This is a genomic window from Kitasatospora sp. NPDC001540 (assembly GCF_042894345.1).
Taxonomy (GTDB): domain Bacteria; phylum Actinomycetota; class Actinomycetes; order Streptomycetales; family Streptomycetaceae; genus Kitasatospora; species Kitasatospora phosalacinea_C.
Window position 1 is genome coordinate 48,752 of sequence record NZ_JBIAVO010000006.1, and the last position, 23,383, is coordinate 72,134.

Consider the following 23,383-nt stretch of genomic DNA (forward strand, 5'->3'; position numbering starts at 1 on the left):
CGTGCTGCACCGACCCTCTTGACCGGGATCTTCCCGACTGACGAGCAGCGAGGCACGCATGATCGATCCGGTGACGCTCGACGGTGAGCACCCCGTCCGCGAGTTCGACCAGAAGCGGGCCGAGAACGCCGTCCGCGAGCTGCTGATCGCCGTCGGGGAGGACCCGGACCGCGAGGGCCTGCTGGAGACCCCGGCCCGGGTGGCCCGCGCCTACCGGGAGATATTCGCCGGCCTGTGGCAGCAGCCGGAGGACGTGCTGACCACCACCTTCGACCTGGGCCACGACGAGATGGTGCTGGTCAAGGACATCGAGGTGTACTCCACCTGCGAGCACCACCTCGTCCCGTTCCGCGGCGTCGCGCACGTCGGTTACATCCCGTCCACCAGCGGCAAGATCACCGGCCTGTCCAAGCTGGCCCGGCTGGTCGACGTGTACGCCCGCCGTCCGCAGGTGCAGGAGCGGCTGACCAGCCAGGTCGCGGACGCGCTGATGCGGATCCTGGAGCCGCGCGGCGCCATCGTGGTGATCGAGTGCGAGCACATGTGCATGTCGATGCGCGGCATCCGCAAGCCCGGGGCGAAGACCCTCACCTCCGCCGTCCGCGGTCAGCTGCGCGACCCGGCCACCCGCAACGAGGCGATGAGCCTGATCATCGGCGGTCGCTGACGAGCCGACCGCCGAGCCGGCGTCAGTGCGCCGCGGGGGCGCCGCCCGGACGGGCGGCGCCCCCGCGCGTGCTCAGCCGCGCGGCTCGCGGTCCGGCGGCGGGTCGAGGTGGTCGCTGAGCCACTCCAGGGTGGCGGGCAGCTCGCGGCGCCAGGTCTCGAAGGAGTGGCCGCCGTCGGGCAGGAAGATCGAGTCGACCTGCAGCTCCGGGTGGGCCGCCGACACCTGCTGGGCGTCGGCCAGGAACCGCTGGGTGGCCGGGAAGTCGTCCTCGGCCCGGGTGGAGACCAGCAGCAGCTCGGCCCGCGGCGCGGGCAGGTTCTTCAGCCGCCAGTCCAGGTCGAACTGCTGGGCGGCCGCCCGGTCGCCGCGGAACAGGTCGCCGTCCGTCCAGCGGTCGTTCGGCACCGTGTAGTCCGCGTGCATCCCGGCCGCGTTCCGGTAGGTGTCCGGGTGCCGCATCGCCAGCCGCAGCGCGCAGGACCCGCCGGTGGAGTAGCCGAACACCCCCCAGGACCCGGCCGACCGGCTGACCCGGTACGCCGAGCGCAGCGCCGCCGGGACGTCCGCGGCGAACCAGGTCTCCGCCTGCGGCCCGCCCGGGACGTCCACGCACTCGGTGTTGCGCGGCGGGGCGACGGTGGGGCGGGCCATCACGATCACGGTCGGCGCCATCTCCCCGCCGCGCTGCAGCTCCGACGCGGTCTGCGGCAGCCGCAGGCCCTCGACCAGGTGCAGCGACGGGCCCGGGTAGCCGGCCAGGGCCAGCAGCACCGGGAAGCGCTCGCGGGCGTAGCGCGGGTTGAAGTACTCCGGCGGCAGGTAGACGAAGACCTGGTCGGACAGGCCGGAGGCGGTGCCGGTGATCCGCACCGAGTCGACCCGGCCGACCTCCTCCGGGGTGCCCTCGGGCAGCACGTCCCTGACCGTCTCCAGCCCGCCCTCGTCGGTCGGCACCACCAGCTTCCCGGTCTCCGGGGCGGCGCCCGGGGACTTCGCCGAGACCAGCGCCAGCGGGGCGCCGCCGGGGCGCAGCAGGTCGTTCCAGGAGCTGTAGAAGCCGTACGCGTTGTTCACCGACAGCAGCAGCACCCCCAGCGCCGCCACCTGGGTCACCACCAGCAGCCCGAGCCGTCCCAGCACCGGCAGCGGGCGCTGCCGGGCCAGTCTGGGCCACAGCCAGAGGGTGCCGAGCAGGGCGGCCGCGGCCACCGCGGCCAGCGCGTACACCAGTGTCCGGCTGGTCAGCTCCATGGCTTCCGGTCCTCCTCGACTTCGGCCCCGCCATCGTCATCTGACGGCCCGTCGGCGGCGAGTCGGGGTACGCTGACCGGGCGTCGGAAATCCGTGCGAACGGGCGGGTCCCGTGCCGGGGAACCGGCGCAGTGGAACGCGGCGTCCACCGGGGGGAGACGCGCCGAACCGCCGGGAAGGCGGCCACGGGTGCGGGTGCGGCAGCGGTGCCGCGTCCCCCGGACCGACGAGCGCAACCGTTCGACCGGGGCTCCGGGAGAGCGGCCCACACCGCTCCGTGGACCGCACTTGACGTGCGGATTGCCAGAAAAAGGAACTGTCATGAAGGTCCGTCACGCACCCGGTCCCGGAGTGCGCGCACAGCGCCCCGGTGCCTCTAGGCTGAGTTCTCATGAGCGCTCCCGTGTCCGCTGAGACCACCACCGACGCACCCCGTCCCCGGGGTCTGCAGGCGCTCCGCGACCAGGCCGCCGGGGTGCCGCGCCCCTGGCTGCCGGGGGCGGTCGGCTACGCCTGCCTGGCCATCGGCCTGGTCGACATCGCCTGCGCGGTCTTCCCCAGGCTGCGGCTCACCAAGATGCACGTCTGGGCCGGTCAGCTCCCCGGCGGCACCACCTCGCTGGCCGCCGCCGGCACCCTGATGGTCGGCATGCTGCTGGTGCTGCTCGCGCACGCCCTGCGCCGCCGCAAGGCGCGCGCCTGGCGGGCCGTGTGCGTGCTGCTGCCGGTCGGCGCGGCGCTGCACCTGCTGCGCTGGCACCAGTTCGGGCAGGCCGCGATCTCGCTGGCGCTGCTCGTCGTGATGCTGGTCCACCGGCGCGAGTTCTACGCCAAGGCCGACCCGCGCACCCGCTGGCGCGCGGTGCTCAACTTCGTCGTGCTCGGCGTCGTCTCGGTGCTGCTGGGCCTGGTCATCGTCTCGGTCCGCTGGAAGGCCGAGATCGGCGACCCGTCGCTGTTCCAGCGGCTGGAGCACGTCGGCTACGGCCTGTTCGGCTTCGAGGGCCCGATCCACTACACCTCCGACCGGATCGGCGACCTGGTCGGCTACTCGCTCGGCGCGCTCGGCCTGGTCACCGCCCTCACCACCGCGTACCTGGCACTGCGCCCGGAGCGGCCCGAGCCCGAGCTCACCCCCGAGGACGAGCTGCGGGTGCGCGAACTGCTCGCCCGGCACGGCAGGCGCGACTCGCTCGGCTACTTCGCGCTGCGCCGCGACAAGAGCGTGCTGTTCTCGCCCACCGGCAAGGCCGCGATCTCCTACCGGGTGGTCTCCGGCGTGATGCTGGCCTCCGGCGACCCGGTCGGCGACGTCGAGGCCTGGCCCGGCGCGATCAAGGTCTTCATGACGACCGCCCGCGAGCACGCCTGGGTGCCCGCCGTGATGGGCTGCTCCGAGGTCGGCGGCGAGGTGTGGACCCGGGAGGCCGGGCTCGACGCCCTCGAACTCGGCGACGAGGCCATCGTCGACACCGCCACCTTCTCGCTCTCCGGCCGCGCCATGCGCAACGTCCGCCAGATGGTCAAGCGGATCGAGCGCAACGGCTACTCCTGCAAGGTCCGCCGGGTCGGCGACCTCACCCTCGAGGAGAAGCGCCGGATCGGCGACGCGGCCGCCCGCTGGCGCGGCACCGACACCGAGCGCGGCTTCTCGATGGCGCTCGGCCGCTTCGGCGACCCGGGTGACGACGACTGCGTGGTCGTCACCGCGCACAAGGCCCCCGAGGAGGGCGAGGCCGCCGGGCCGGGCGACGACCTGAAGGCGGTGCTGCACTTCGTCCCGTGGGGCGAGGACGGCATCTCGCTGGAGCTCATGCGCCGCGACCGGGAGGCCGACCCGGGCCTCAACGAACTGCTGATCGTCGCCGCCCTCCAGGAGGTCGGGGCGATGGGCGTGCGCCGGGTCTCGCTGAACTTCGCGATGTTCCGCTCGGCCCTGGCCCGCGGCGAGCGGATCGGTGCCGGGCCGGTTCTGCGGGCCTGGCGCGGGCTGCTGGTGTTCCTGTCGCGCTGGTTCCAGATCGAGTCGCTGTACAAGTTCAACGCGAAGTTCCAGCCCAGCTGGGAGCCGCGCTTCCTGGTCTACCAGCACACCCGCGACCTCCCGCGGATCGGCTTCGCCGCGATGCAGGCGGAGGCGTTCATCACGCTGGGCATGCCGCGGTTCGGGCGCAAGCGGCAGCGGCAGGGGCTGATGCAGGAGCCTGCGGCGCAGCTCGACAAGGCGGCGTAGGGGGAAGGCTGGGAGCGCACCGACAGGGGCGCGGGGAACTGCGCGCGGCGGGAGGTGTACGTCAGCGAGGTCGCGGGACAGTGCAAGTGATCGTCCTGCGTCGCGATCTTGCTGTGCGTGCTCGGTTGGCCGCGCAGTTCCTCGCGCCCCTGGTTTCGCGTTCCCCCCGGGGGGTGCGCCGATAATGGGACGCATGAGCGAGAACGTCCCCGGTCTGCCCGTCCTTGAGCGCTGTGCGGTGATGGGGGTGGTCAACGTCACGCCGGACTCGTTCTCGGACGGGGGGATGTGGCTGGACCCGGCCAAGGCGGTCGCGCACGGGCTGGACCTGGTGGCGCGCGGGGCGGACCTGGTGGACGTGGGCGGGGAGTCGACCCGGCCGGGGGCGGTGCGGGTGACCGAGGCGGAGGAGCTGCGCCGGGTGGTGCCGGTGGTCACCGAGCTGGCCCGGGCCGGGGCGGTGGTGTCGGTGGACACCATGCGGGCGAGCGTCGCGGCGGCGGCCGTCGCCGCGGGCGCCCGGGTGGTCAACGACGTGTCCGGGGGGCTCGCCGACCCGGCGATGGCCGAGGTGGTCGCCGGGACCGGCGCGCCGTTCGTGGTGATGCACTGGCGCGGCCAGTCCGCGGACATGGACTCCCTGGCGGTGTACGACGACGTGGTCGCGGACGTGGTGCGGGAGCTGACCGTCCGGGTGGAGGAGCTGCTGGCCGCGGGGGTGAAGGAGGAGCAGCTGATCCTCGACCCGGGCCTGGGCTTCGCGAAGACCGGCGCGCACAACTGGGCGCTGCTGGGGCGGCTGGACGCGCTGACCGCGCTGGGACGGCCGGTGCTGGTGGCGGCTTCGCGCAAGCGCTTCCTGGGTACGCTGCTGGCCAACCCGGAAACCGGGGAGCTGCGCCCGGCGCGGCAGCGGGACGACGCCACGGCGGCGGTCTCGGTGCTGTCGGCGAAGGCGGGTGCCTGGGCGGTCCGGGTGCATGACGTGTCCGGCACGGCTGACGCCGTACGAGTCGTCGCGGCCTGGGAGCAGGCGGCGCAGAGGGGGTAGACGTGGCGGAAGCGATGAGCGGCGGCAACGACCGGGCGGCGGCGCTGGAGCCGGACCAGGAGGCGGTGCTGGCCGTCAACCAGGCGCTGTACGAGGCGCTGGAGAACGGCGACCTGGAGGCCGTCGAGTCGATCTGGCTGGGCGCGGACGAAGCGGACGACAAGAGCGGGGTGTACTGCGTGCACCCGGGCTGGCCGGCGCTGATCGGCCGGGCCCAGGTGACCCGCTCGTACATGCTGATCATGGCGAACACCGAGTACATCCAGTTCTTCCTGACCGACGTCGAGGTGGACGTCCGGGGCGACGCGGCCCTGGTGACCTGCACCGAGAACATCCTGTCCGGCGGCGAGCCGGAGGAGGAGGGCGAGCTGGGGCCGCTGGTGGGCGGCAAGGTGGTGTCGACGAACCTGTTCCGGCGGACGGCGGACGGGTGGAAGCTGTGGTCCCACCACGGGTCGCCGGTGCTCACCAGCGGGGACGACGAGGACGAGGACGAGGACGAGTAGCGCCGCCGGGGCGGTGGCGTCAAGGGCCGCGGTGGCCGGTCCGATCGGGTGGGCGGCCGGGGAGGCGGTCCCTGGTGGTCGGTGCTCGAAGGTAGATTCGAGGGGCGGCGGGCGACGGTGCCCGCCCGTCCCCGCCCAGGGCGGGGCCGACAGCTGGGAGCAGTGATTCTTTTGCTGGACCGCGTCACCCTGCGCGGGCTCCGTGCCCGCGGCCACCACGGCGTCTTCGAGCGCGAGCGGATCGAGGGACAGACCTTCGTGGTCGACCTGGTGCTGTTCCTCGACACCCGTCCGGCCGCCACGGGGGACGACCTGACCCGCACCGCGCACTACGGCGTGATCGCGGAGGAGGTCACCGCGGTGATCGCGGGCGACCCGGTCGACCTGATCGAGACGCTGGCCCAGCGGATCGCCGACCAGTGCCTGCGTCACGAGGTGGTCGAGGAGGTCGAGGTCACCGTGCACAAGCCGGACGCCCCGATCACCGTCCCGTTCGACGACGTCACCATCACGATCCGCCGGAGCCGCGCCTGACCGCGCCCGGTGGAGCCCGAGCAGAGGGAACTCCATTGGCCACGACCGACCCGACCGCCACGCCGACCACGTTCGACCTGCAGGGCAGGGTGGACCGCGTGGAGTCCACCCTGCACGACTCCCGGACCGCCGCCGTCGCCCTGGGCAGCAACCTGGGCAACCGCCTGGAGACCCTCCAGGGCGCCGTGGACGCCCTGGAGGACACCCCGGGGGTGCGGGTGACCGCGCTGTCCGCGGTGTACGAGACGGACGCCGTGGGCGGCCCCGAGAACCAGCCGAGCTACTTCAACGCCGTCGCGGTGCTGCGCACCTCGCTGCCCCCGCAGGACCTGCTGGAGCGGGCCAACGCGGTGGAGGACGCGTTCGGCCGGGTCCGCGAGGTCCGCTGGGGGCCGCGCACCCTGGACGTCGACGTGCTCGCCTACGAGGGCGTCACCAGCGACGACCCGCACCTGACGCTGCCCCACCCGCGGGCCCACGAGCGGGCGTTCGTGCTGGCCCCCTGGCAGGACGCCGACCCGGCGGCCGAGGTGCCGGGCCACGGACCGGTCGCCGAGCTGCTGGCGGCCCTCGGCGGCGCCGCGGCGCAGGGCGTGCGGCTCCGCGCCGACCTGCAGCTGCGGCTGCCGGAGTGAGCCCGGGAACTTCCGGACGCACGCGGGCGTAGCTCCCCCGGGGGCGCGACCCGGCCGGTACGGTGGCCTAGCGCCCGCCGTCGAACCACTGGAAGGAAGCCCGTCCGCGTGAAGCCGCTCCGTCTCCGCCTGCTGCTCGGCATCACCGCGATCACGGGGCTGCTGTCCTGGGGCGGGGCCCGGCTGTGGGACTCGCTGGGCACGCTGCCCGGGGTGCCCGCCTACGCGCCGTACGTGCTGGCGGCGGTCGCCGTGGTGCTGCTGGCCGCGGCGATCTCGCTGCGCTCCCGGCTGAAGGCGGTGCGGGAGCGGCAGCCGGGCGCCAAGGGGGTGGACCCGCTGCACGCGGCCCGGGCGCTGGTGCTGGGGCAGGCCAGTGCGCTGGTCTCCGCGGTGGTGACCGGGATCTACGCGGGCGTCGGGGTGTTCCTGCTCGGCTCGCTGGACGTCGCGGCCCGCCGGTCGCAGGCGCAGACCGCGCTGTTCGCGGTGCTGGCGGGCGCGGCGGTGATCGCGGTCGCGCTGTGGCTGCAGCACGTCTGCAGGCTCCCGGACGACCACGACGACCCCGAGCACCCGCGCGGGACGGCCGCCTCCCCGCGCTGACGGCCGCTGACGCGCCGTCACCGGAGGGTCGCCTTCCGTGGTCGTCGCGGACTGTCAAGGCCCGAATGGGGGGCGAGGCTGACAGCGCCGCGATTCGCACGCTAGTTTCTAGCCATGTCTCGCGGACGCCACCGTCATTCCTCCGTCCTCGGCCGGCTGCTGCCCCCGGTCGCCTCCGGCGTGCTCGTGGTCGCGGCGCTGGCCGCGCTGGTGGCCAGCCCGGACCAGGTCGTGGCCCGTTCGGTCGGGGTCGCCGCCGTGGTCGCCGTGGTCGGCCTGGCCCTGGTGCTGCGCCAGCGCGACCGGGCCGCCCGGGCCGCCGCAGAGCTCGCGGTGGTGCGCCGACTGCGCGACGAGGAGCGCTACGAGGAGCAGATCGCCGAGGCCGAGTACGCGGCCGAGGTCGCCGAGGAGCGCGCCACCCGGTTCGGGCGGCGGCTGACCGCGGAGAAGTCCCGGCTGGCCAAGGCCGAGACCGAGATCGCCCGGCTGCTGCGCGAGCGCGCCGTGATGGTCGCCGAGCAGGCCCTGAAGGAGGCCGAGGCGGCCCGCAGGGCGGTGGAGGCCGCCCGCCCCAAGCACCCCGTCACCCCCGCCTCGTTCGTCCGGGCGCAGGCCGCGATGCGGCACCTGGAGCGGCAGGCGGCGGTCGCCGAGGCGCGCCGCGCGGTGGACGAGCGGGCCCAGGTCGAGCTGCGCCCGAAGATGCCGGAGCCGGTGCAGGCCACCGGTTCGGCCGCGCTGCGCCCGGTCGGTCCGGCGCTGCCCGCGCAGGAGGCCGCCCGGCCGGTCGTGCCCGCGCCGCAGCGGCCGCGGGCCACCGCGTTCAGCTTCTTCGGCCGCCCCGGCGCCGCCCGGGCCGCGCTGCGCTCCGGCGCCCCGGCGCCCGCGGTCGGCGACCTGGCGGACGTGGTGGGCGACGAGGCGCTGGCCGACAGCGAGCGCTACGCGGTGCTGGACGCGGCTCCGGTGGACGCCGCGCCGCCCGCGCACCAGGCGGTGGAGCAGCCGCCGAGCCACCAGCACGCCGAGTCGGACACCGAGCCCGAGGTGGTCGACCTGACCGCGCACGACGAGACCGAGCTGCTGGAGCTGCCGGAGCTGCGGGCCGGTCGTTCCTGACCCGGCGCACTGCGCGCAGCGGCCCCCCGGAACCCTCCGGGGGGCCGCTGCGCGCGCTGCCGCGGGTCGTCAGACGTTGACGCCGAAGTCCTGGGCGATGCCGACCAGGCCGGAGGCGTAGCCCTGGCCGATGGCGCGGAACTTCCACTCGGCGCCGTTGCGGTAGAGCTCGCCGAAGACCATCGCGGTCTCGGTGGCGGCGTCCTCGGAGAGGTCGTAGCGGGCGATCTCGGCGCCGCCCGCCTGGTTCAGCACCCGGATGTAGGCGTTGCGGACCTGGCCGAAGCTCTGGCCGCGGTTGTTGCCGTCGTAGATCGACACCGGGAAGGTGATCCGCTGCACGTCGGCGGGCAGCGCGGCCAGGTTGACGTTGATCTGCTCGTCGTCGCCCTGGCCCTCGCCGGTGCGGTTGTCGCCGGTGTGCACGACGCTGCTGTCCGGGGTGCTGGTGTTGTTGAAGAAGACGAAGTGCCGGTCCGAGTAGACCTTGCCCTCGCCGTTCAGGACGATCGCGCTGGCGTCGAGGTCGAACTCGGCACCGGTGGTGGTGCGCACGTCCCAGCCGAGGCCGACGGTGACCGCGGTCAGGCCGGGGGCCTCCTTGGTCAGCGAGACGTTGCCACCCTTGGAGAGGCTCACGGGCATGGTCTGTGGTGTCCCTTCGGTCGGTTTTGCCCAGAGAACGCCGGACGGGCGGTCGATGGTTCCACCGATTCGCGGACGGACGGATTCCTCCGCCCGGGCGGTGCCCGGCGCCGGACTCAGATTCTCGGGTAGCGGCCCTGCAGGGTCCAGACGTTGGGGTTGTCGGCGAGTCCCTCGTGCAGCTCGGTCAGGTCGGCCAGCAGGTCCTGCAGGAAGTCCCGGGCCTCGCGGCGCAGTTCGGCGTGCCGGACGACCAGCGGCTCCTCGTCGGGCAGCCAGGTCGCGGTGATCTCGACCCAGCCGAACCGGCGGGCGAAGCGCAGCAGTTCGGTGTTCTGGGTGAAGTCGAGGTCCTCGGTGCGGACCCGGGCCTCCCGGCTGCCGCGCGGGCCCTCGTCGAGCCGTTCGGCGATGTCGCACACCGCCCAGGCGAAGTCCAGCACCGGCACCCAGTGCCAGCGGGTCTCCAGGCCCGCGCCCTCGTCCGTCTCCAGGTACACGTCGCCCGCGAACAGGTCGTGCCGCAGCGAACGGACCGACGCGGTGCGGTAGTCGGTCTGCGGGGGGTCGGGGAAGCGGGTGGAGAGGGAGTAGCCGAGCTCGATCACGCCCGCCATTGTGCCGGTTCGGCCGGGGCGGCTTAACCAGGTGACGGGGCCGGGGACGGGCGGGATGATGGGCGGCATGACTGAGCCCGTGCGCGTACGGGGTTCGGTGGTCGTGCCCGACGCCGAGCTCGTCTGGCGCTTCTCCCGTTCCTCCGGCCCCGGCGGGCAGCACGTGAACACCTCCGACTCGCGGGTCGAGCTGCGGTGGGACCTGGCGGCCTCCGAGGCGCTGCCCGCGGTGTGGAAGGAGCGCGCCCTGGAGCGGCTGGCCTCCCGGCTGGTGGACGGGGTGCTGGTGGTCCGGGCCTCCGAGCACCGCTCGCAGTGGCGCAACCGGGAGGTGGCCGCGGCCCGGCTGGCCGCGCTGCTGGGGGAGGCCACCGCGCCGCCACCGAAGGCCCGGCGGGCCACCAAGCCGAGCCGCGGCATGGTCGAGCGGCGGCTGGAGAACAAGCGGCACCGCTCGGGGCTGAAGCATGGCCGGGGCCGGATCCGTCCGGAGTGACGGGCCGTCAGCCGAGCTGCCGGTAGCCGCCGCGCAGGTACAGCAGCGGGCGCCCGGCGGGGGAGGGCACCCGGGCGGACAGGACGCGGCCGAGCACCAGGGTGTGGTCGCCGGCCGGGACGCGCTGCTCGGTGCGGCACTCCACGGTCGCCAGCGCGCCGTCGACCAGCGGGGCGCCGGTGCGCGGGCCGCGGTGCCAGGCGGCGTCGGCGAACAGCAGCCGGTCGCTGAGCCGGCCCTTCATCGCGAACCGGGAGGCCAGCGTGCGGTGCTCCTCGCCCAGCAGCGACACCGCCCAGGTCTCGGCCCGGGCCAGCAGTTCGTCCATCCGCGAGTCCTCGCGGACCGAGACCAGCACCAGCGGCGGCTCCAGCGACACCGACAGGAACGAGGTGGCGGTCATGCCCGCGTCCTCGCCGTCCTCGGGGTCGTGCACGGTCAGCAGCGAGACGCCCGCGGCGAGCTGCCCGAGGGCGGCCCGGAACTCCTCGGGGGTGGCGTCGGCCGCCGCCGCGGGGGCGGGGGCCGCGGGGGCGGCGGGGGACTGCTGGGAGCTGTACACGTACCGCACGCTAGTCGCCGGTCGGGTGCGCCGGTATCGGGCCGTGGTCGTAGTCCGGTCGTAGGTCCGCCCGGTCCGGGGTCGCACCTCCCTGATCATTATGTGATTTGAGTCACAGTGACCGGCTATTGCTGACCGAGCGTGCCTATCGCAGTGCTCCCTGTGATTCAGTTCTTCTGGCAATCGGACGACAACCTTTCAAGAACCATCCGAAGCAGCCGGGGAGCCCCCGCATGGAAGCCGAGTCGGAGCCCTACGTCCGCCTCGCGACCCTCCGCACCTTGCACCGGGTCGTGGCGGACCTCAACGCTGCCCGGAGCCTGGCGGGGACCCTTCAGGCGGTCGTCGAGGGCGCGGTCCACGGGCTCGGGTTCGACGCCGCCGCGGTCAGCCTGGTCCGCCCCGACGGCGACCTGGTGGTCGCCGCCGTCTGGGAGATCGAGGAGAGCACCTTCGGCGGCCCCGCCGTCCTGCTCGGCCAGGTCGGCTCCCGGGAGTCCTGGGAGCGGATGCTCCAGGTCGCCGACCACTGGGGCACCCTGCGCTTCCTGCCGCACGACCGCGGCTGGGCCATCGCCACCGACGTCCCCACCTGGACCGGCGACGGACCGATGCCCGTCTACGGCAACGACTGGCACCCCTCCGACGTCCTGCTCGCCCCGATGTACAGCGCCGGGGGCGACCTGCTCGGCATCCTCTCGGTCGACCGCCCGCGCAGCGGAAAGCGGCCCGGCGCCTGGACCCGCGAGGCCCTGGAGATGTTCTCCCTGCAGGCCTCCATAGCCATCGGCAACGCCCGGCTGCGGGCCGAGATGCAGCGCGCCCTGGCCCGGCTGGAGAAGGAGCAGCAGGCCCTGCGGGCCAGCGAGGAGTCCTTCCGGCAGGCCTTCGAGTACGCCCCCAGCGGGATGGCCATCACCGAACTGCACGGCGAGGCCACCGGCCAGCTCAGCCGCGTCAACGACGCCCTGTGCCGACTGCTGGGCCGCCCCCGGGCCGCCCTGCGCCAGCAGCGCTTCGTCGACCTGGTCCACCCCGACGACCTGGAGCTGCTGCTGCGCACCAGCGCCGAGGGCGGCCGGGCCGAGCTGCGGCTGTCCCGGCGCGACGGCGGCTACCAGTGGGTCTGCCTGCGCAACTCGGTGGTCGCCGACGCCGCCGAGGGGCCCAGCTTCCTGCTCACCCACGTCGAGGACATCGAGGACCGCAAGCGGCACGAGCTGCAGCTGGCCCACCGGGCCAGCCACGACGCGCTCACCGGGCTGCCCAACGGCGCCGAACTGCGCGCCCGGCTCGCCCGCCGTCTCTGTCCGGTCGCACCGCCCCCCGCCCACGTCCCCGGCCAGGCGCTCCCCGGGGAGCCCCACCAGGGCGCCCACGCCGCCCTGGACGGCCGGGCGGCCGCCGCGGCGCCCGCACCCCCCGCGCACGGCTACGCGCCCCCCGACGGGGCCCTGGAGCGCGACCGGGCCGCCTTCGCCGCCGGGGAGGTGCTGCAGCACACCGGCGTCCCCGCCCACCACGTGCACGCCGTCGTCCCCCCCGAGCACCCGCCCGGCGACCTCTGGCACGGCCACCGCCGCGGCGCCCACGCCGGGGAGCGCGGCCTCGCCGTCCTCTACTGCGACCTCGACGGCTTCAAGCTGGTCAACGACCGGCACGGCCACAACACCGGCGACGCCGTCCTGATCGAGATCGCCCGCCGCCTCCAGCAGGTCGTCCGGGAGGGCGACACGGTCGCCCGGATGAGCGGCGACGAGTTCGTCGTCCTCGCCGACAACATCGGCCGCGAGGAGGCCAAGGAGCTGGCCGGGCGGCTGCGCAGCGCGATCCTGCCGCCGATGCGGATCGACAACCGGGCGGTGCGGGTCGGCGTCAGCCTCGGCATCGGCTGGGCCGGCTGCGGCATGAGCATCGACGAGGTGCTGCACTCCGCGGACGAGCGGATGTACGACGAGAAGCGCACCCGCGGCGGCGCCGCCCGGGGCTCGCGAGGCGAGCGCTCGCACCGCCGGGCGGGCTGAGACCGTTTGTCCCCCGCTCACCGGGGGCAGGTAGGGTGCCCTGGGTACGAGTGCAACCAGCCCAGGAGAGTCGAACGTGACCACGCCCGGCAACAGCGGCGCAGCGCCCGAGGGCGCGGGCGAGGAAGATCCCTTCGCGTACCTGTACCGCCCGGCCGAGGGCGAGCAGCCCGCCGCCGACCGCCCCCGCAGCGGCTACCAGCGCCCGATGGAGGTCGGCCGCGCCACCTACGGCGAGCGGCCCGCCTACCCGCAGGCCCCGCAGCCCGGGTACGGCCCGGGCCCCGGCGGCGCGCCCGGCTACGGCGGCCCCGGCCAGGAGGCCACCACCGCGCTGCCCCAGCAGCCCCGGTACGCCGAGCGCTCGCGCCCGAAGCCCGGCGAGGAGCGGCCCGCGGGCCGCGGCAAGGCCGCGGTCATCGGCGCCGTCGCCGTGGTCGCCGCGATCGCGATCGGCGCGGGCGTCGCGCTCTCCACCGGCGACCCGGACGGCAAGCCCACGGCCGACCCGACCGGCAAGGCCGCGCCGACCGCGGCCGCGAACGCCGCGAACAGCCCCAGCGCGCCCGCGAGCAGCGCCGCGCCCAGCCCGAGCGCCGCGACCGAGCCGATCAGCGACGCGTCCAAGCTGCAGGCGACCGGCGCCGCGACCGACCGCACGGTCAAGGGCGCGCTCTCCGCCGACGGCAGCTACCTCGTCCTGCAGGCCGGGTCGTCCTTCACCTGGACGGTCAACTCGGACGCCGGCGGGCAGACCAAGCTCTGGCTGCACTTCAACAACACCGGCACCGACCAGCCCGCGCAGGTCACCGTCAACGGCAAGGAGCACGCGGGCGGGGTGACCTTCAAGAACTACTCGAAGAACCCGGCCGCCGACCCGGCCCAGTCCTGGTTCAGCACCAACATATGGCCGGTGCTGCAGGCCGGGTCGAACACCATCACGCTGACCGTGCCGGCGGGGGCGGGCAACCCGGTGCTGCTGGACCAGGTCGCGCTGACGCCGATGAGCGTCAACGACTACCCGAAGTAGGGCGGCCGCGGCGCGGGGGAGGGTTCCCCCGCGCCCTGGGCTCAGGCCCGGGCGGAGACCACCCGGGCCAGGTGCTCGACGGTGGCCGCCATCGCCGCGCGGGCCGCGGACAGGTAGCGGCGCGGGTCGGTGGCGGTGGGGTGGGCGGTCAGGTGGGCGCGGATCGCCGGGGTGCAGGCGAGGTTGAGCGCGGTGCCGATGTTGATCTTCACCATGCCCGCGGCGACCGCCTCGGCGAGCGCCGCGTCCGGGACGCCGGAGCTGCCGTGCAGGACCAGCGGGACGGGGACGGCGGCGGCCAGGGCGCGGATCAGGGCGTGGTCCAGGGCGGCGGTGCGGGTGGTCATCGCGTGCGCGGAGCCGACCGCGACGGCCAGCGCGTCCACGCCGGTGTCGGCGACGTAGCGGGCGGCCTCGGCCGGGTCGGTGCGGGCGCCGGGGGCGTGCGCGCCCAGCGGCGGCTCGCCGTCCTTGCCGCCGACCCGGCCGAGTTCGGCCTCCAGGTGCAGGCCGTGGCGGTGGGCCCAGGCGGTGGCCTCCGCGGTGGCCTTGACGTTCTCGTCGTGCGGGAGCGCGGAGGCGTCGAACATCGCGGAGGAGAACCCGGCGGCGGGGGCGGCGCGCAGCAGGTCCGGGTCCTCGACGTGGTCGAGGTGCAGCGAGACGGGGACGCGGGCGGCGGCGGCGACCTCGGCGCAGGCGCGGGCGATCGGCAGCAGCCGTCCGCCGCGGTAGGCGATCGCGTTCTGGCTGAGCTGCAGCACGACGGGCGTCCCGGCGGCCTCGGCGCCGGTGGCGATGGCCTCGGCGTGCTCCAGGGTGATGACGTTGAAGGCGGGCAGGCCGCGCCGGTCGTGGACGGCGGCGGCGAGCAGCTCGGAGGTGCGGGCGAGCGGCAAGGGGGAGCTCCCGGTGGGTGAGTAGCGAGGCGCAGGTTCCGCTGCTCACCCGACCGTGAACGCGTGTCGGGAGGCCGGGGCCGCCCTGGGCGGGCGGCGCCCGGTCAGGCCGGGTTGCCGGCCCGGGCGAAGCGGTCCGCGCCGACGATCCACTCGCCGCGGCGCATCACCGCGACGAGTTCGTAGCTGTCGGAGTCGAGGACGACCAGGTCGGCGTTCTTTCCGGCCTCCAGGGTGCCGATGGTGTCGCCCAGGCCCAGCAGGCGGGCGGGGACGGTGGACAGCGAGGTGACGGCCTGGTTCAGGGACAGGCCGAGGACGGTGACGGCGCGGCGGAAGGCGACGTCCAGGGTGAGGGTGGAGCCCGCGATGGAGCCGCCCTCGACCAGGCGGGCCACGCCGTCCTCGACCCGGACCTGCAGCGGGCCGAGCGGGTACAGGCCGTCGCCCATGCCGGCCGCGCCCATCGCGTCGGTGATCAGCGCGACCCGCTCGGCCCCGGCCGTGCCGTAGGCCAGCTCGACCACCGAGGGGTGCAGGTGGACGCCGTCGTTGACCAGCTCGACGGTGACCCGCTCGTCCTCCAGCAGGGCGACGATCGGGCCGGGGGCGCGGTGCTGGATGCCCGGCATCGCGTTGAACAGGTGGGTGGCCACGGTGGCGCCGGCGTCGATCGCCCGCAAGGTGACCTCGTAGTCGGAGTCGGTGTGGCCGACGGCGGCGATGATGCCGAGCTCGGACAGCATCTGCACCGACTCCAGGCCGCCGGGCAGCTCCGGGGCCAGGGTGAACATCCTGGTGTGGCCGCGGCCCGCGTCGGCGAGCTTGCGCACCAGCGCCGGGTCCGGGTCGCGCAGCAGGTCGGGGCGGTGGGCGCCGCACCGGTTGTGCGAGATGAACGGGCCCTCGAAGTGGATGCCGGCCAGGACGCCGTCCTCGACGAGCTCGGAGAGCACCGCCGCCTGGCGGCAGACCTCGTCGATCTCGCCGGTGACGGTGGAGGCCATCGTCGTGGTGGTGCCGTGCTCCAGGTGCGTGCGGGCGGCGGTGAGCGCCTCCTCGGCGATCCCGGAGGCGTACGAGGCGCCGCCGCCGCCGTGCACGTGCAGGTCGACGAAGCCGGGGACGACGGTGTACCCGGTCAGGTCGAGGTCGCTCGGCTCCGCCTCGCCGCCGAGGCCCGCGACGCGGGTGCCCTCGACGGAGATCCGGCCCGCGTCGATCACCCCGCCGGGCAGGACCAGTCGGGCTCCGGCCAGTGCAGTACGGTCCGCGGTCACGCGGTCACCTCCATGGAGAGCAGATCCCAGGCGAGCAAGCCGGCGCCCAGGGACGCGGCGGTGTCTTTGAGCATGGCCGGAACGACCTTCGGGGGCATCTGGAAGGTCAGGCGCTCGGTCACCGCGGCACGCAGCGGCGTGAAGAGCGTGTCACCGGCCTCGGCCAGCCCGCCGCCGACGATCACCGTCGACGGGTCCAGCAGGCTCTGCGCCAGCACGATGCCGTCGGCGAGCGCGTCCACCGCGTTCCGCCAGATCGCGAGGGCCTTCGGGTCGCCGGCGTCGACGGCGCTCGCGCAGGCGGCGGCGTCGGCCTCCGGGTCGCCGCTGGCCCCGGCCCAGGCCCGGGAGACCGCGGAGGCCGAGGCCAGGGTCTCCAGGCAGCCGCGGGCGCCGCAGCCGCACTGCGGGCCGCCGGGGCGGACCACCACGTGGCCGATCTCGCCGCCGTAGCCGTGGGCGCCTGCCTCGATGGAGCCGTTGATGCCGATGGCGCCCGCGATGCCGGTGCCCAGCGCGATGAACAGGAAGCGCTCGACCCCCTGCCCGGCGCCGACCCGGCCCTCGGCGAGGCCGCCGGAGCGGACGTCGTGGCCGAGGGCGACCGGGATGCCGCCGAGGCGCTCGCCGAGCAGCTTGCGCATCGGCAGGTCCCGCCAGCCGAGGTTGGCGGAGAAGACCGCGATCCCGTTCTTCTCGTCGATCGTCCCCGGCACGGCGACGCCCGCCGCGAGGGGGGCTTCGCCGAACCGGGTGCGGCCCTCCCGCGCCAGGTCGGCGGCGAAGTCGAGGATGGTGGCGACGACGGCGTCGGGGCCGTGCTCCCGCCCGGTCGGTCGGCGTGCTTCGAACAGCACGGAGCCGTCCTGGGCGACCAGCGCGGCCTTCATGCCGGTGCCGCCTACATCGAGTGCGATGACGTGCTTCACGGGGGACAGTTTCCCTTGGCCGGGTCTAAGAGGTCTAGTCCAGTTGCTCGATTGGTCTGGTCCTGAGAGGTGAGGTTTATCGCTCTTTGCCGTCTCCTGGGCGGTTTGGGTGGCGAAGCCGTTACCGGCGGTGCGGGGTGACGGGCGGTCAGCCGAGGACGATCGAGCGGGTCAGGTGGCGCGGCCGGTCCGGGTCCAGGCCGCGGTGCGCGGCCAGCGCGACGGCCAGCCTGTGCACCCGCACCAGGTCGGCCAGCGGGTCCAGGCCGTCCGGGCCGGAGTCGGCCACCAGCCGGCCGCCGACCGCGGCGACCTCGTCGGCCAGGCCCGCGGGCAGCTCGCCGAGCATCCAGGCGGCCCGGCCCGGGGCGGTGATCGAGACCGGGCCGTGCCGGTACTCCATCGCCGGGTAGGCCTCCGTCCAGGCGAGCGCCGCCTCGCGCATCTTCAGACCGGCCTCCTGGGCCAGGCCGTTGGTCCAGCCCGTGCCCAGGAAGGAGATCTGCTCCAGTGCCACCAGCTCGTCCGGCACCCGCCAGGCCACCGCCCGCTCGGCGTCCGCGGCCGCCTCGGCGACGGTGCGCACCTCGGCGGGGAGGGCCCCCTCCTGCTCCAGGTGGGCGCGGAGCAGGGCGAGCACGGTGGTGGCGAAGCGGGTCTGCACCACCGAGCGCTCGTCGGCGAAGCCCAGGTCGACCAGGTGGTCCGCGGCCGCGGCCACCGGCTGGTCGGTGCAGGCGGTGACCGCGGTGGTCGGCAGGTCGGTGCCGTCCAGCAGCCGCAGCACCTCGGTGGTGGTGCCGGAGCGGGTGATCGCCAGCACCCGGTCGTAGCGGCGGCCGGAGGGGAACTCGGAGGCGGCGAAGGCGTCGGTCTCGCCGTGGCCGCCCGACTCGCGCAGCGCGGCGTAGGCCTGGGCCACGAACCAGGAGGTGCCGCAGCCGACCACGGCGACCCGCTCGCCGCGCCGCGGCAGGCCCGCCGGGCCGGTGGCGGCCAGGGCGGCGGCGGTGCGCCAGTTCTCGGGCTGGGTGGCGATCTCCTGGGCGGTCAGGGAGGGGTGCGGCATGGGTGCGGGCTCCTTCGGCTTCCCCGGGGAATGCGCGCGGGCGAGGGGGGCCCGATGCGCAAAGTTGATTGATTTATAGCTCTTTCGCGCAGTACTGCGCAATGAGGGGGGTGGCGGCCGGGTGTGCGAAGCTGTCCCGACCGGGCGCGGGACGCCCGGGGCGAGCGCGGGAGGAGCGGGGACGGTGTCCAGGTACGAGCGGTGGAACGCGCTGCTGGAACTGCTGGCCGAGCACGGGAGGCTGGAGGTCGACGAGGCGGCCGCCGCGCTGGACGTCTCGGCCGCGACCATCCGCCGCGACCTCGACCAGCTGGCCCGCCAGCAGATGCTCACCCGTACCCGCGGCGGGGCGGTCGCGCACAGCGTCTCCTACGACCTGCCGCTGCGGTACAAGACCGCCCGCAACGCCGACGCCAAGCAGCGGATCGGCGCGCTGGTGGCGGGCCTGGTCGAGCCCGGCGAGGTGGTCGGCCTCAACGGCGGCACCACCACCACCGAGGTGGCCCGCGCGCTGGCCGTCCGCCCCGACCTGGTCGAGCGCCCCGAGGGCGGCCAGCGCCTCACCGTGGTCACCAACGCGCTCAACATCGCCAACGAGCTGACGGTCCGTCCGCAGGTGAAGATCGTGGTCACCGGCGGCGTCGCCCGTCCCCAGTCGTACGAGCTGATCGGCCCGCTGGCCGCCCAGGTGCTCGGCGAACTCGCCCTGGACACCGCGGTGCTGGGCGTGGACGGGTTCGACGCCGGGCACGGCGCGACCGCCCACCACGAGGGCGAGGCGGCGGTCAACCGGCTGCTCGCCGAGCGGGCCCGGCGGGTGGTGGTGGCCGCCGACTCCTCCAAGCTGGGACACCGGGCCTTCGCCCGGATCTGCGGCCTGGAGGCGGTCGACACCCTGGTCACCGACGACCAGGTGCCGGACGCGGTGGCGGCCGCCTTCACCGAGGCGGGCGTGACCGTTCTGACGGCCTGAGCGTCCGGATACCGGACGGTTGCGTAGTCCACGTTGCGCGGGGTGCAACCGGATCTGACACTTCGATAACTTCCGCCCCTACAGGTCTGGACCACTGCACGCAGCAACTGCCAGGGTCGCCGCTGTCACCCTCCCGAAGGCGGTTCCCCTTGAAGCGATCAGCGCTGATCCCTCTGCCCCTCGTCGGATGCCTGCTCCTGGCCGGCTGCGGCGTCCTGCCCGGCGGGGGAGGGGTGACGCTCGACCTGGTCGCGGCCGACTACGGGACCGACGCCTCCAACAGCAGCAGCATCTACTGGAACAAGGTCGCCAGGGACTTCGAGGCCGCCAACTCCGGCATCAAGGTGCGCGTCGACGTGGTCTCCTGGGACGACATCGACAAGCACGTCGCCGAACTGATCGCCAAGGGCGACACCCCCGACGTCGTGCAGACCGGCGGCTTCGCCGACCAGGTCGCCGCCGACCGCCTCTACCCCGTCGGCGACGTGCTCTCCATGGAGGCCCAGGCCAACCTGCTCGACTCCTTCAACAGGGCCGGACAGGTCCTCGGCAGCCAGTACGGCATCCCGTTCATCTCCTCCAGCCGGGTCTTCGTCTACAACAAGACGATCTTCGAGAAGGCCGGCATCAGCGCCCCGCCCACCACCTGGGAGGAACTGCGCAAGGACGCGGAGACGATCAGGAGCAAGGTCCCGAACGTCACCCCGTACGCGCTGCCGCTGGGCCCCGAGGAGGCCCAGGCCGAGTCGATGATCTGGACGATGAGCGGCGGCGGCGCGCTCTCCGACAGCGTCGGCAACTACACCATCGACAGCCAGGCCAACCGCGACACCTTCAAGTGGCTGCGCACCAACCTGGTCGACAAGGGCCTCACCTACGACGACCCCGGCAAGGTCAACCGCAAGGCCGCCTTCACCGCCTTCACCAAGGGCGAGGTCGCGATGCTCAACGGCCACCCCGCCCTGATCAAGGACGCGGCCGCAGCCGGCGTCCAGTACGGCACCGCCCCCGTCCCGCGCAAGGGCAAGGACGTCAAGGAGGCCACCTTCGGCGTGGCCGACTGGCTGATGGCCTTCAAGGCCAACGGGCACCGCGCGGAGATCAAGAAGTTCCTGACCTTCGCCCTCAACAAGCAGAACACCCTCGACTTCGACGAGCGGTACAACATGCTCCCCGTCACCCAGGACACCCTGGAGGACATGTCCCAGAACCCCGCCCACCAGGACCTCACCCAGTTCCTGCAGAACCTGCCCACGGCCAGCTTCTACCCCTACGGCGACCCCTCCTGGGACAAGGTCAGCAGCATGATCAAGCAGAAGATCGGCGGCGCGGTGAAGTCCGGCGGCGACCAGGTGCTCGGCGAACTGCAGTCGGCGGCCGGGGCCGAGGCGTCCAAGGCCCACCAGGGCTGAGGGGGCCGCGGCGGCCGGGCCGGGTGACGGAGCGGGGCCGGTCGGCGGGGCGGGGCTGACGGAGGGGGCGGCTAGCCTGGGGGCATGGCCGAACTGACCGAACGCGACCGGGCGGTGCTCGCCCTGGAGGCGCGCGGGTGGCGGACCGCCGGGGCCAAGGAGCAGGCGATCCGGCAGGAGCTCGGCATCTCCGCCACCCGCTACTACCAACTGCTCAACGCGCTGCTCGACCGCGCCGAGGCGCTCGCCCACGACCCCGTCCTGGTCAACCGGCTGCGCCGGATCCGGCAGGACCGGCGCGACGCACGGCAGTGAGCGGCCCGATCGCCCGCCGCCGCCCGGCGGCCGGTAGCGTCGGGGGCATGGGAATCGCTGAACAGATCACGACCCAGGCGGGGCGGACCGGACTGGCGGGGTTGCTCGCCGACCCGAAGTCCGCCGTCGTGGGGCTCGACTTCGACGGCACGCTGGCCCCGATCGTCCCCGACCCCGACCGGGCCCGCGCCCACCCCGGCGTCGTCCCCGCCCTCACCGCACTCGCCCCGCTGGTCGGCGCGGTCGTCGTGGTCACCGGACGGCCCGCCGCGACCGCCGCCGCGTACGGCGGCTTCGCCGCCGCCCCCGGGCTCGAGCACCTCACCGTCCTCGGCCACTACGGCGCCGAACGCTGGGACGCGCACAGCAACGCCGTCACCGCCGCCCCGCCGCCGCCGGGGGTGGCCGTCGTTCGGGCGGAACTGCCGTCGCTGCTGCGGGAGTTGGGCGCGCCCGAGGGGACGTTCGTGGAGGACAAGGAGCGTGCGCTGGCCGTCCACACCCGGCGGGCCCCGGAGCCGGACGTCCTGCTGGAGCAACTGCGCGGCCCGCTCGGCGAGTTGGCGCACCGGAACGGGCTGGTCGTGGAACCCGGCCGGATGGTCGTCGAACTGCGGCCGCCAGGGGTCGACAAGGGCGTGGCCCTCCGCGAGTTCCTGGCGGAACGGGACGCGGGGCCGGTGCTCTTCGCCGGCGACGACCTCGGCGACCTCGCCGCCTACGCGGAGGTCGCCGCCCGCCGCGAAGCCGGACACCCCGGCCTCCTCGTCTGCAGCGGCCCCGTCACCGGCGAACCCCCGGTCGCGGAACTCGCCGAACGCGCGGACCTGGTGGTCGCGGGGCCGGCGGGGGTGGTCGACCTGCTGAACGGGCTGACGGAGCTGCTGCGGGGCTGAGAGAGAGGCCGGGGGCGCGGGGGAACGGGGAACCGCGCGCAGCGGAGTCGCGCGCCGGCAGGATCGCTGGATGGTGCAGGGCATCGTCCTGCGTCGCGATCTTGCCGGCGTTCACGTGGGGGCGCGCAGTTCCCCGCGCCCCCGGCTTTCAGAGTGCGTCGAGCTGGTCCAGGAACCACTGCTGGGGCGGGAGGGCGGTCGCCGCCGCGGCGAGGCGCTTGGTGCGGTCGGCGCGTTCGGCGGGGGGCATGGCGAGGGCCTCGGCGAGGGCGTCGGCGGTGGCGATGACGTCGTACGGGTTGACGGTGATCGCGTCGTCGGCGAGTTCCTCGTACGCGCCGGCCTCGCGGGAGAGGACGAGGGCGCAGCCGTGGTCGGAGACGACGGGGACCTCCTTGGCGACCAGGTTCATGCCGTCGCGGATCGGGTTGACCAGGGCGACGTCGGCGAGCCGGTAGGCGGCGAGGGAGCGCGGGAAGTCGTCGTTGACGTGCAGGATGAGCGGCTGCCAGTCGGCGGTGCCGAACTCGGTGTTGATCTCCTCGGCGATCCGCCGCACGGCGGCGGTGTAGTCGCGGTACTCGGCGAGGTCGGTGCGGGAGGGGTAGGCGAAGGCGATGTGGACGACCTTGCCGAGCCATTCGGGGCGGGTGCGCAGCAGGTGCCGGTAGGCGAGCAGGCCGCGGACGATGTTCTTGCTGAGTTCGGTGCGGTCGACCCGGACGATGGTGCGGCGGTCGCCGACGGCTTCGCGCAGGGCGGCGAGGCGCTCGTCGACGTCGGGGCGGTGGGCGCGTTCGCGCAGGAACTCGGCGTCGGCGCCGAGGCCGTGCACGCCGAGGCGGGTGGTGCGGCCGTCGTGGGTGACGGTCAGGGCGGAGCGGTCGACCTCCGCGCCGAGGACGGCCTCGCAGCAGTCGGCGAAGGCGAGGGCCCAGCGGCGGGTGAGGAAGGCGGCCCGGTCGGCGCCGAGGATGCCTTCGAGGACGGCGGCGGCGACGTCGTCGGGCAGCAGCCGGTAGTAGTCCGGCGGGGCCCACGGGGTGTGCGAGAAGTGGCCGATCCGCAGGTCGGGGCGGAGTTCGCGGAGCAGGGCGGGGGCCAGCGAGAGGTGGTAGTCCTGCACCAGGACGGCGGCGCCGGGGGCGGCCTCGGCGGCGAGGGCCTCGGCGAAGGCGGCGTTGTAGGCGCGGTAGGCGGCCCATTCGGTGCGGAAGTCGGCGTCGAAGGCGGGCTGCACGGGCGTCCGGTAGAGCAGGTGGTGGACGAACCAGAGCGTGGAGTTGGCGACGCCGTTGTAGGCGCGGGCGAAGGTCTCCGGGTCGATGTCCAGCATTCGGACGGCCTGTCCGCCGACGTCGTGCCCGGCCCGGTCGAGGCGTCCGTCGGGGGCCTGCCGGGCGGCGGTGCGGTCGGCGTCGGAGAGCGCGGCGCAGACCCAGACCGCGTTCGGGTCGTCGATCGCGGAGAGCCCGGAGACCAGGCCGCCGCCGCCTCTGCGGAGGGTCAGCGTGCCGTCGTCCTCCGTGCGGAAGGACACCGGACCGCGGTTGGAGGCCACCAGGATCGGGGCGGCTCCGGACTGCTGGGGGCGTTCGGACACGTGATCGGCCATACAGCCAACCTTG

Annotated in this window: 24 protein-coding genes; 15 read left to right on the forward strand and 9 right to left on the reverse strand. The window is 74.4% G+C overall.

Annotated elements, in window-relative coordinates; genetic code table 11:
• The first annotated feature begins 58 nt into the window (after positions 1-58).
• Entirely contained in the window at positions 59-667 is a 609-nt protein-coding gene (gene folE, locus ACFY00_RS10150; protein ID WP_388029337.1) for a GTP cyclohydrolase I FolE, read from the forward strand.
• Between the two features lie 72 nt (positions 668-739).
• Here the strand turns inward: folE and ACFY00_RS10155 are convergent, their stop codons facing one another.
• A complete protein-coding gene (locus ACFY00_RS10155) occupies positions 740-1,921 on the reverse strand; it encodes an alpha/beta hydrolase (protein WP_388029339.1) in 1,182 nt (393 codons plus the stop codon).
• A 391-nt stretch (positions 1,922-2,312) separates the two neighbouring features.
• On the opposite strand from ACFY00_RS10155, the gene ACFY00_RS10160 reads away from it, so the two are divergent.
• The 7 genes from ACFY00_RS10160 to ACFY00_RS10190 all read left to right on the forward strand — a co-directional run bounded on the left by ACFY00_RS10160 (position 2,313) and on the right by ACFY00_RS10190 (position 8,608).
• Positions 2,313-4,154 carry a phosphatidylglycerol lysyltransferase domain-containing protein gene (locus ACFY00_RS10160; protein WP_388029341.1) on the forward strand — a complete coding sequence of 614 codons (1,842 nt, stop codon included), beginning with the start codon at positions 2,313-2,315 and terminating at the stop codon, positions 4,152-4,154.
• Positions 4,155-4,338: 184 nt separating this feature from the next.
• Positions 4,339-5,205, forward strand: a complete 867-nt coding sequence (folP, locus tag ACFY00_RS10165; RefSeq protein ID WP_388029343.1) for a dihydropteroate synthase — start codon at positions 4,339-4,341, stop codon at positions 5,203-5,205.
• Positions 5,206-5,219: 14 nt separating this feature from the next.
• Positions 5,220-5,711: a nuclear transport factor 2 family protein gene (locus ACFY00_RS10170; RefSeq protein WP_388029799.1), complete on the forward strand. Its 492-nt coding sequence runs from the start codon at positions 5,220-5,222 to the stop codon at positions 5,709-5,711.
• Positions 5,712-5,885: 174 nt separating this feature from the next.
• Positions 5,886-6,245, forward strand: coding sequence for a dihydroneopterin aldolase (folB, locus tag ACFY00_RS10175; protein WP_388029802.1), 360 nt, complete (start codon positions 5,886-5,888; stop codon positions 6,243-6,245).
• Between the two features lie 35 nt (positions 6,246-6,280).
• On the forward strand, positions 6,281-6,880 hold the full coding sequence (gene folK / locus ACFY00_RS10180; protein ID WP_388029345.1) for a 2-amino-4-hydroxy-6-hydroxymethyldihydropteridine diphosphokinase: 600 nt from the start codon (positions 6,281-6,283) through the stop codon (positions 6,878-6,880).
• 108 nt (positions 6,881-6,988) lie between these two features.
• Complete coding sequence (locus tag ACFY00_RS10185) at positions 6,989-7,486, forward strand: DUF3180 domain-containing protein (RefSeq protein ID WP_388029347.1); 498 nt, start codon at positions 6,989-6,991, stop codon at positions 7,484-7,486.
• A 114-nt stretch (positions 7,487-7,600) separates the two neighbouring features.
• Entirely contained in the window at positions 7,601-8,608 is a 1,008-nt protein-coding gene (locus ACFY00_RS10190; RefSeq protein WP_388029350.1) for a hypothetical protein, read from the forward strand.
• Positions 8,609-8,677: 69 nt separating this feature from the next.
• Here ACFY00_RS10190 and ACFY00_RS10195 read toward each other — a convergent pair whose 3' ends face one another.
• Positions 8,678-9,253 carry a TerD family protein gene (locus tag ACFY00_RS10195; RefSeq protein WP_388029353.1) on the reverse strand — a complete coding sequence of 192 codons (576 nt, stop codon included), beginning with the start codon at positions 9,251-9,253 and terminating at the stop codon, positions 8,678-8,680.
• Between the two features lie 116 nt (positions 9,254-9,369).
• Positions 9,370-9,870: a hypothetical protein gene (locus ACFY00_RS10200; RefSeq protein ID WP_388029356.1), complete on the reverse strand. Its 501-nt coding sequence runs from the start codon at positions 9,868-9,870 to the stop codon at positions 9,370-9,372.
• A gap of 58 nt (positions 9,871-9,928) precedes the next feature.
• Here ACFY00_RS10200 and arfB point away from each other — a divergent pair, with 58 nt between their 5' ends.
• Positions 9,929-10,366, forward strand: a complete 438-nt coding sequence (gene arfB / locus ACFY00_RS10205; protein WP_388029359.1) for an alternative ribosome rescue aminoacyl-tRNA hydrolase ArfB — start codon at positions 9,929-9,931, stop codon at positions 10,364-10,366.
• 7 nt (positions 10,367-10,373) lie between these two features.
• Here arfB and ACFY00_RS10210 read toward each other — a convergent pair whose 3' ends face one another.
• A complete protein-coding gene (locus ACFY00_RS10210; RefSeq protein ID WP_388029362.1) occupies positions 10,374-10,928 on the reverse strand; it encodes a flavin reductase family protein in 555 nt (184 codons plus the stop codon).
• 233 nt (positions 10,929-11,161) lie between these two features.
• Between ACFY00_RS10210 and ACFY00_RS10215 the strand changes: the two genes are divergently transcribed.
• On the forward strand, positions 11,162-12,952 hold the full coding sequence (locus tag ACFY00_RS10215) for a diguanylate cyclase domain-containing protein (RefSeq protein WP_388029365.1): 1,791 nt from the start codon (positions 11,162-11,164) through the stop codon (positions 12,950-12,952).
• A gap of 76 nt (positions 12,953-13,028) precedes the next feature.
• Positions 13,029-13,982: a hypothetical protein gene (locus ACFY00_RS10220; RefSeq protein WP_388029368.1), complete on the forward strand. Its 954-nt coding sequence runs from the start codon at positions 13,029-13,031 to the stop codon at positions 13,980-13,982.
• A 41-nt stretch (positions 13,983-14,023) separates the two neighbouring features.
• Here the strand turns inward: ACFY00_RS10220 and ACFY00_RS10225 are convergent, their stop codons facing one another.
• The 4 genes from ACFY00_RS10225 to ACFY00_RS10240 form a co-directional block, all read right to left on the reverse strand.
• Complete coding sequence (locus tag ACFY00_RS10225; protein ID WP_388029370.1) at positions 14,024-14,881, reverse strand: ketose-bisphosphate aldolase; 858 nt, start codon at positions 14,879-14,881, stop codon at positions 14,024-14,026.
• 104 nt (positions 14,882-14,985) lie between these two features.
• Positions 14,986-16,161 carry an N-acetylglucosamine-6-phosphate deacetylase gene (gene nagA / locus ACFY00_RS10230; protein WP_388029373.1) on the reverse strand — a complete coding sequence of 392 codons (1,176 nt, stop codon included), beginning with the start codon at positions 16,159-16,161 and terminating at the stop codon, positions 14,986-14,988.
• Positions 16,158-17,090: an ROK family protein gene (locus ACFY00_RS10235; RefSeq protein WP_388029376.1), complete on the reverse strand. Its 933-nt coding sequence runs from the start codon at positions 17,088-17,090 to the stop codon at positions 16,158-16,160. The genes nagA and ACFY00_RS10235 overlap by 4 nt, the downstream gene beginning before the upstream one ends.
• A 148-nt stretch (positions 17,091-17,238) precedes the next feature.
• Positions 17,239-18,159, reverse strand: coding sequence for an SIS domain-containing protein (locus ACFY00_RS10240; RefSeq protein WP_388029378.1), 921 nt, complete (start codon positions 18,157-18,159; stop codon positions 17,239-17,241).
• Between the two features lie 184 nt (positions 18,160-18,343).
• Here ACFY00_RS10240 and ACFY00_RS10245 point away from each other — a divergent pair, with 184 nt between their 5' ends.
• From ACFY00_RS10245 to otsB, 4 genes are all read left to right on the forward strand, one after another.
• Positions 18,344-19,132: a DeoR/GlpR family DNA-binding transcription regulator gene (locus tag ACFY00_RS10245; protein ID WP_388029381.1), complete on the forward strand. Its 789-nt coding sequence runs from the start codon at positions 18,344-18,346 to the stop codon at positions 19,130-19,132.
• Between the two features lie 233 nt (positions 19,133-19,365).
• Entirely contained in the window at positions 19,366-20,544 is a 1,179-nt protein-coding gene (locus ACFY00_RS10250) for an extracellular solute-binding protein (RefSeq protein ID WP_388029384.1), read from the forward strand.
• 84 nt (positions 20,545-20,628) lie between these two features.
• On the forward strand, positions 20,629-20,859 hold the full coding sequence (locus tag ACFY00_RS10255) for a DUF3263 domain-containing protein (RefSeq protein WP_285736232.1): 231 nt from the start codon (positions 20,629-20,631) through the stop codon (positions 20,857-20,859).
• 47 nt (positions 20,860-20,906) lie between these two features.
• Complete coding sequence (gene otsB, locus ACFY00_RS10260; RefSeq protein WP_388029387.1) at positions 20,907-21,755, forward strand: trehalose-phosphatase; 849 nt, start codon at positions 20,907-20,909, stop codon at positions 21,753-21,755.
• 148 nt (positions 21,756-21,903) lie between these two features.
• On the opposite strand, the gene ACFY00_RS10265 is transcribed toward otsB, so the two are convergent.
• Positions 21,904-23,370, reverse strand: a complete 1,467-nt coding sequence (locus tag ACFY00_RS10265) for a trehalose-6-phosphate synthase (RefSeq protein WP_388029389.1) — start codon at positions 23,368-23,370, stop codon at positions 21,904-21,906.
• Between the last annotated feature and the right edge of the window lie 13 nt (positions 23,371-23,383).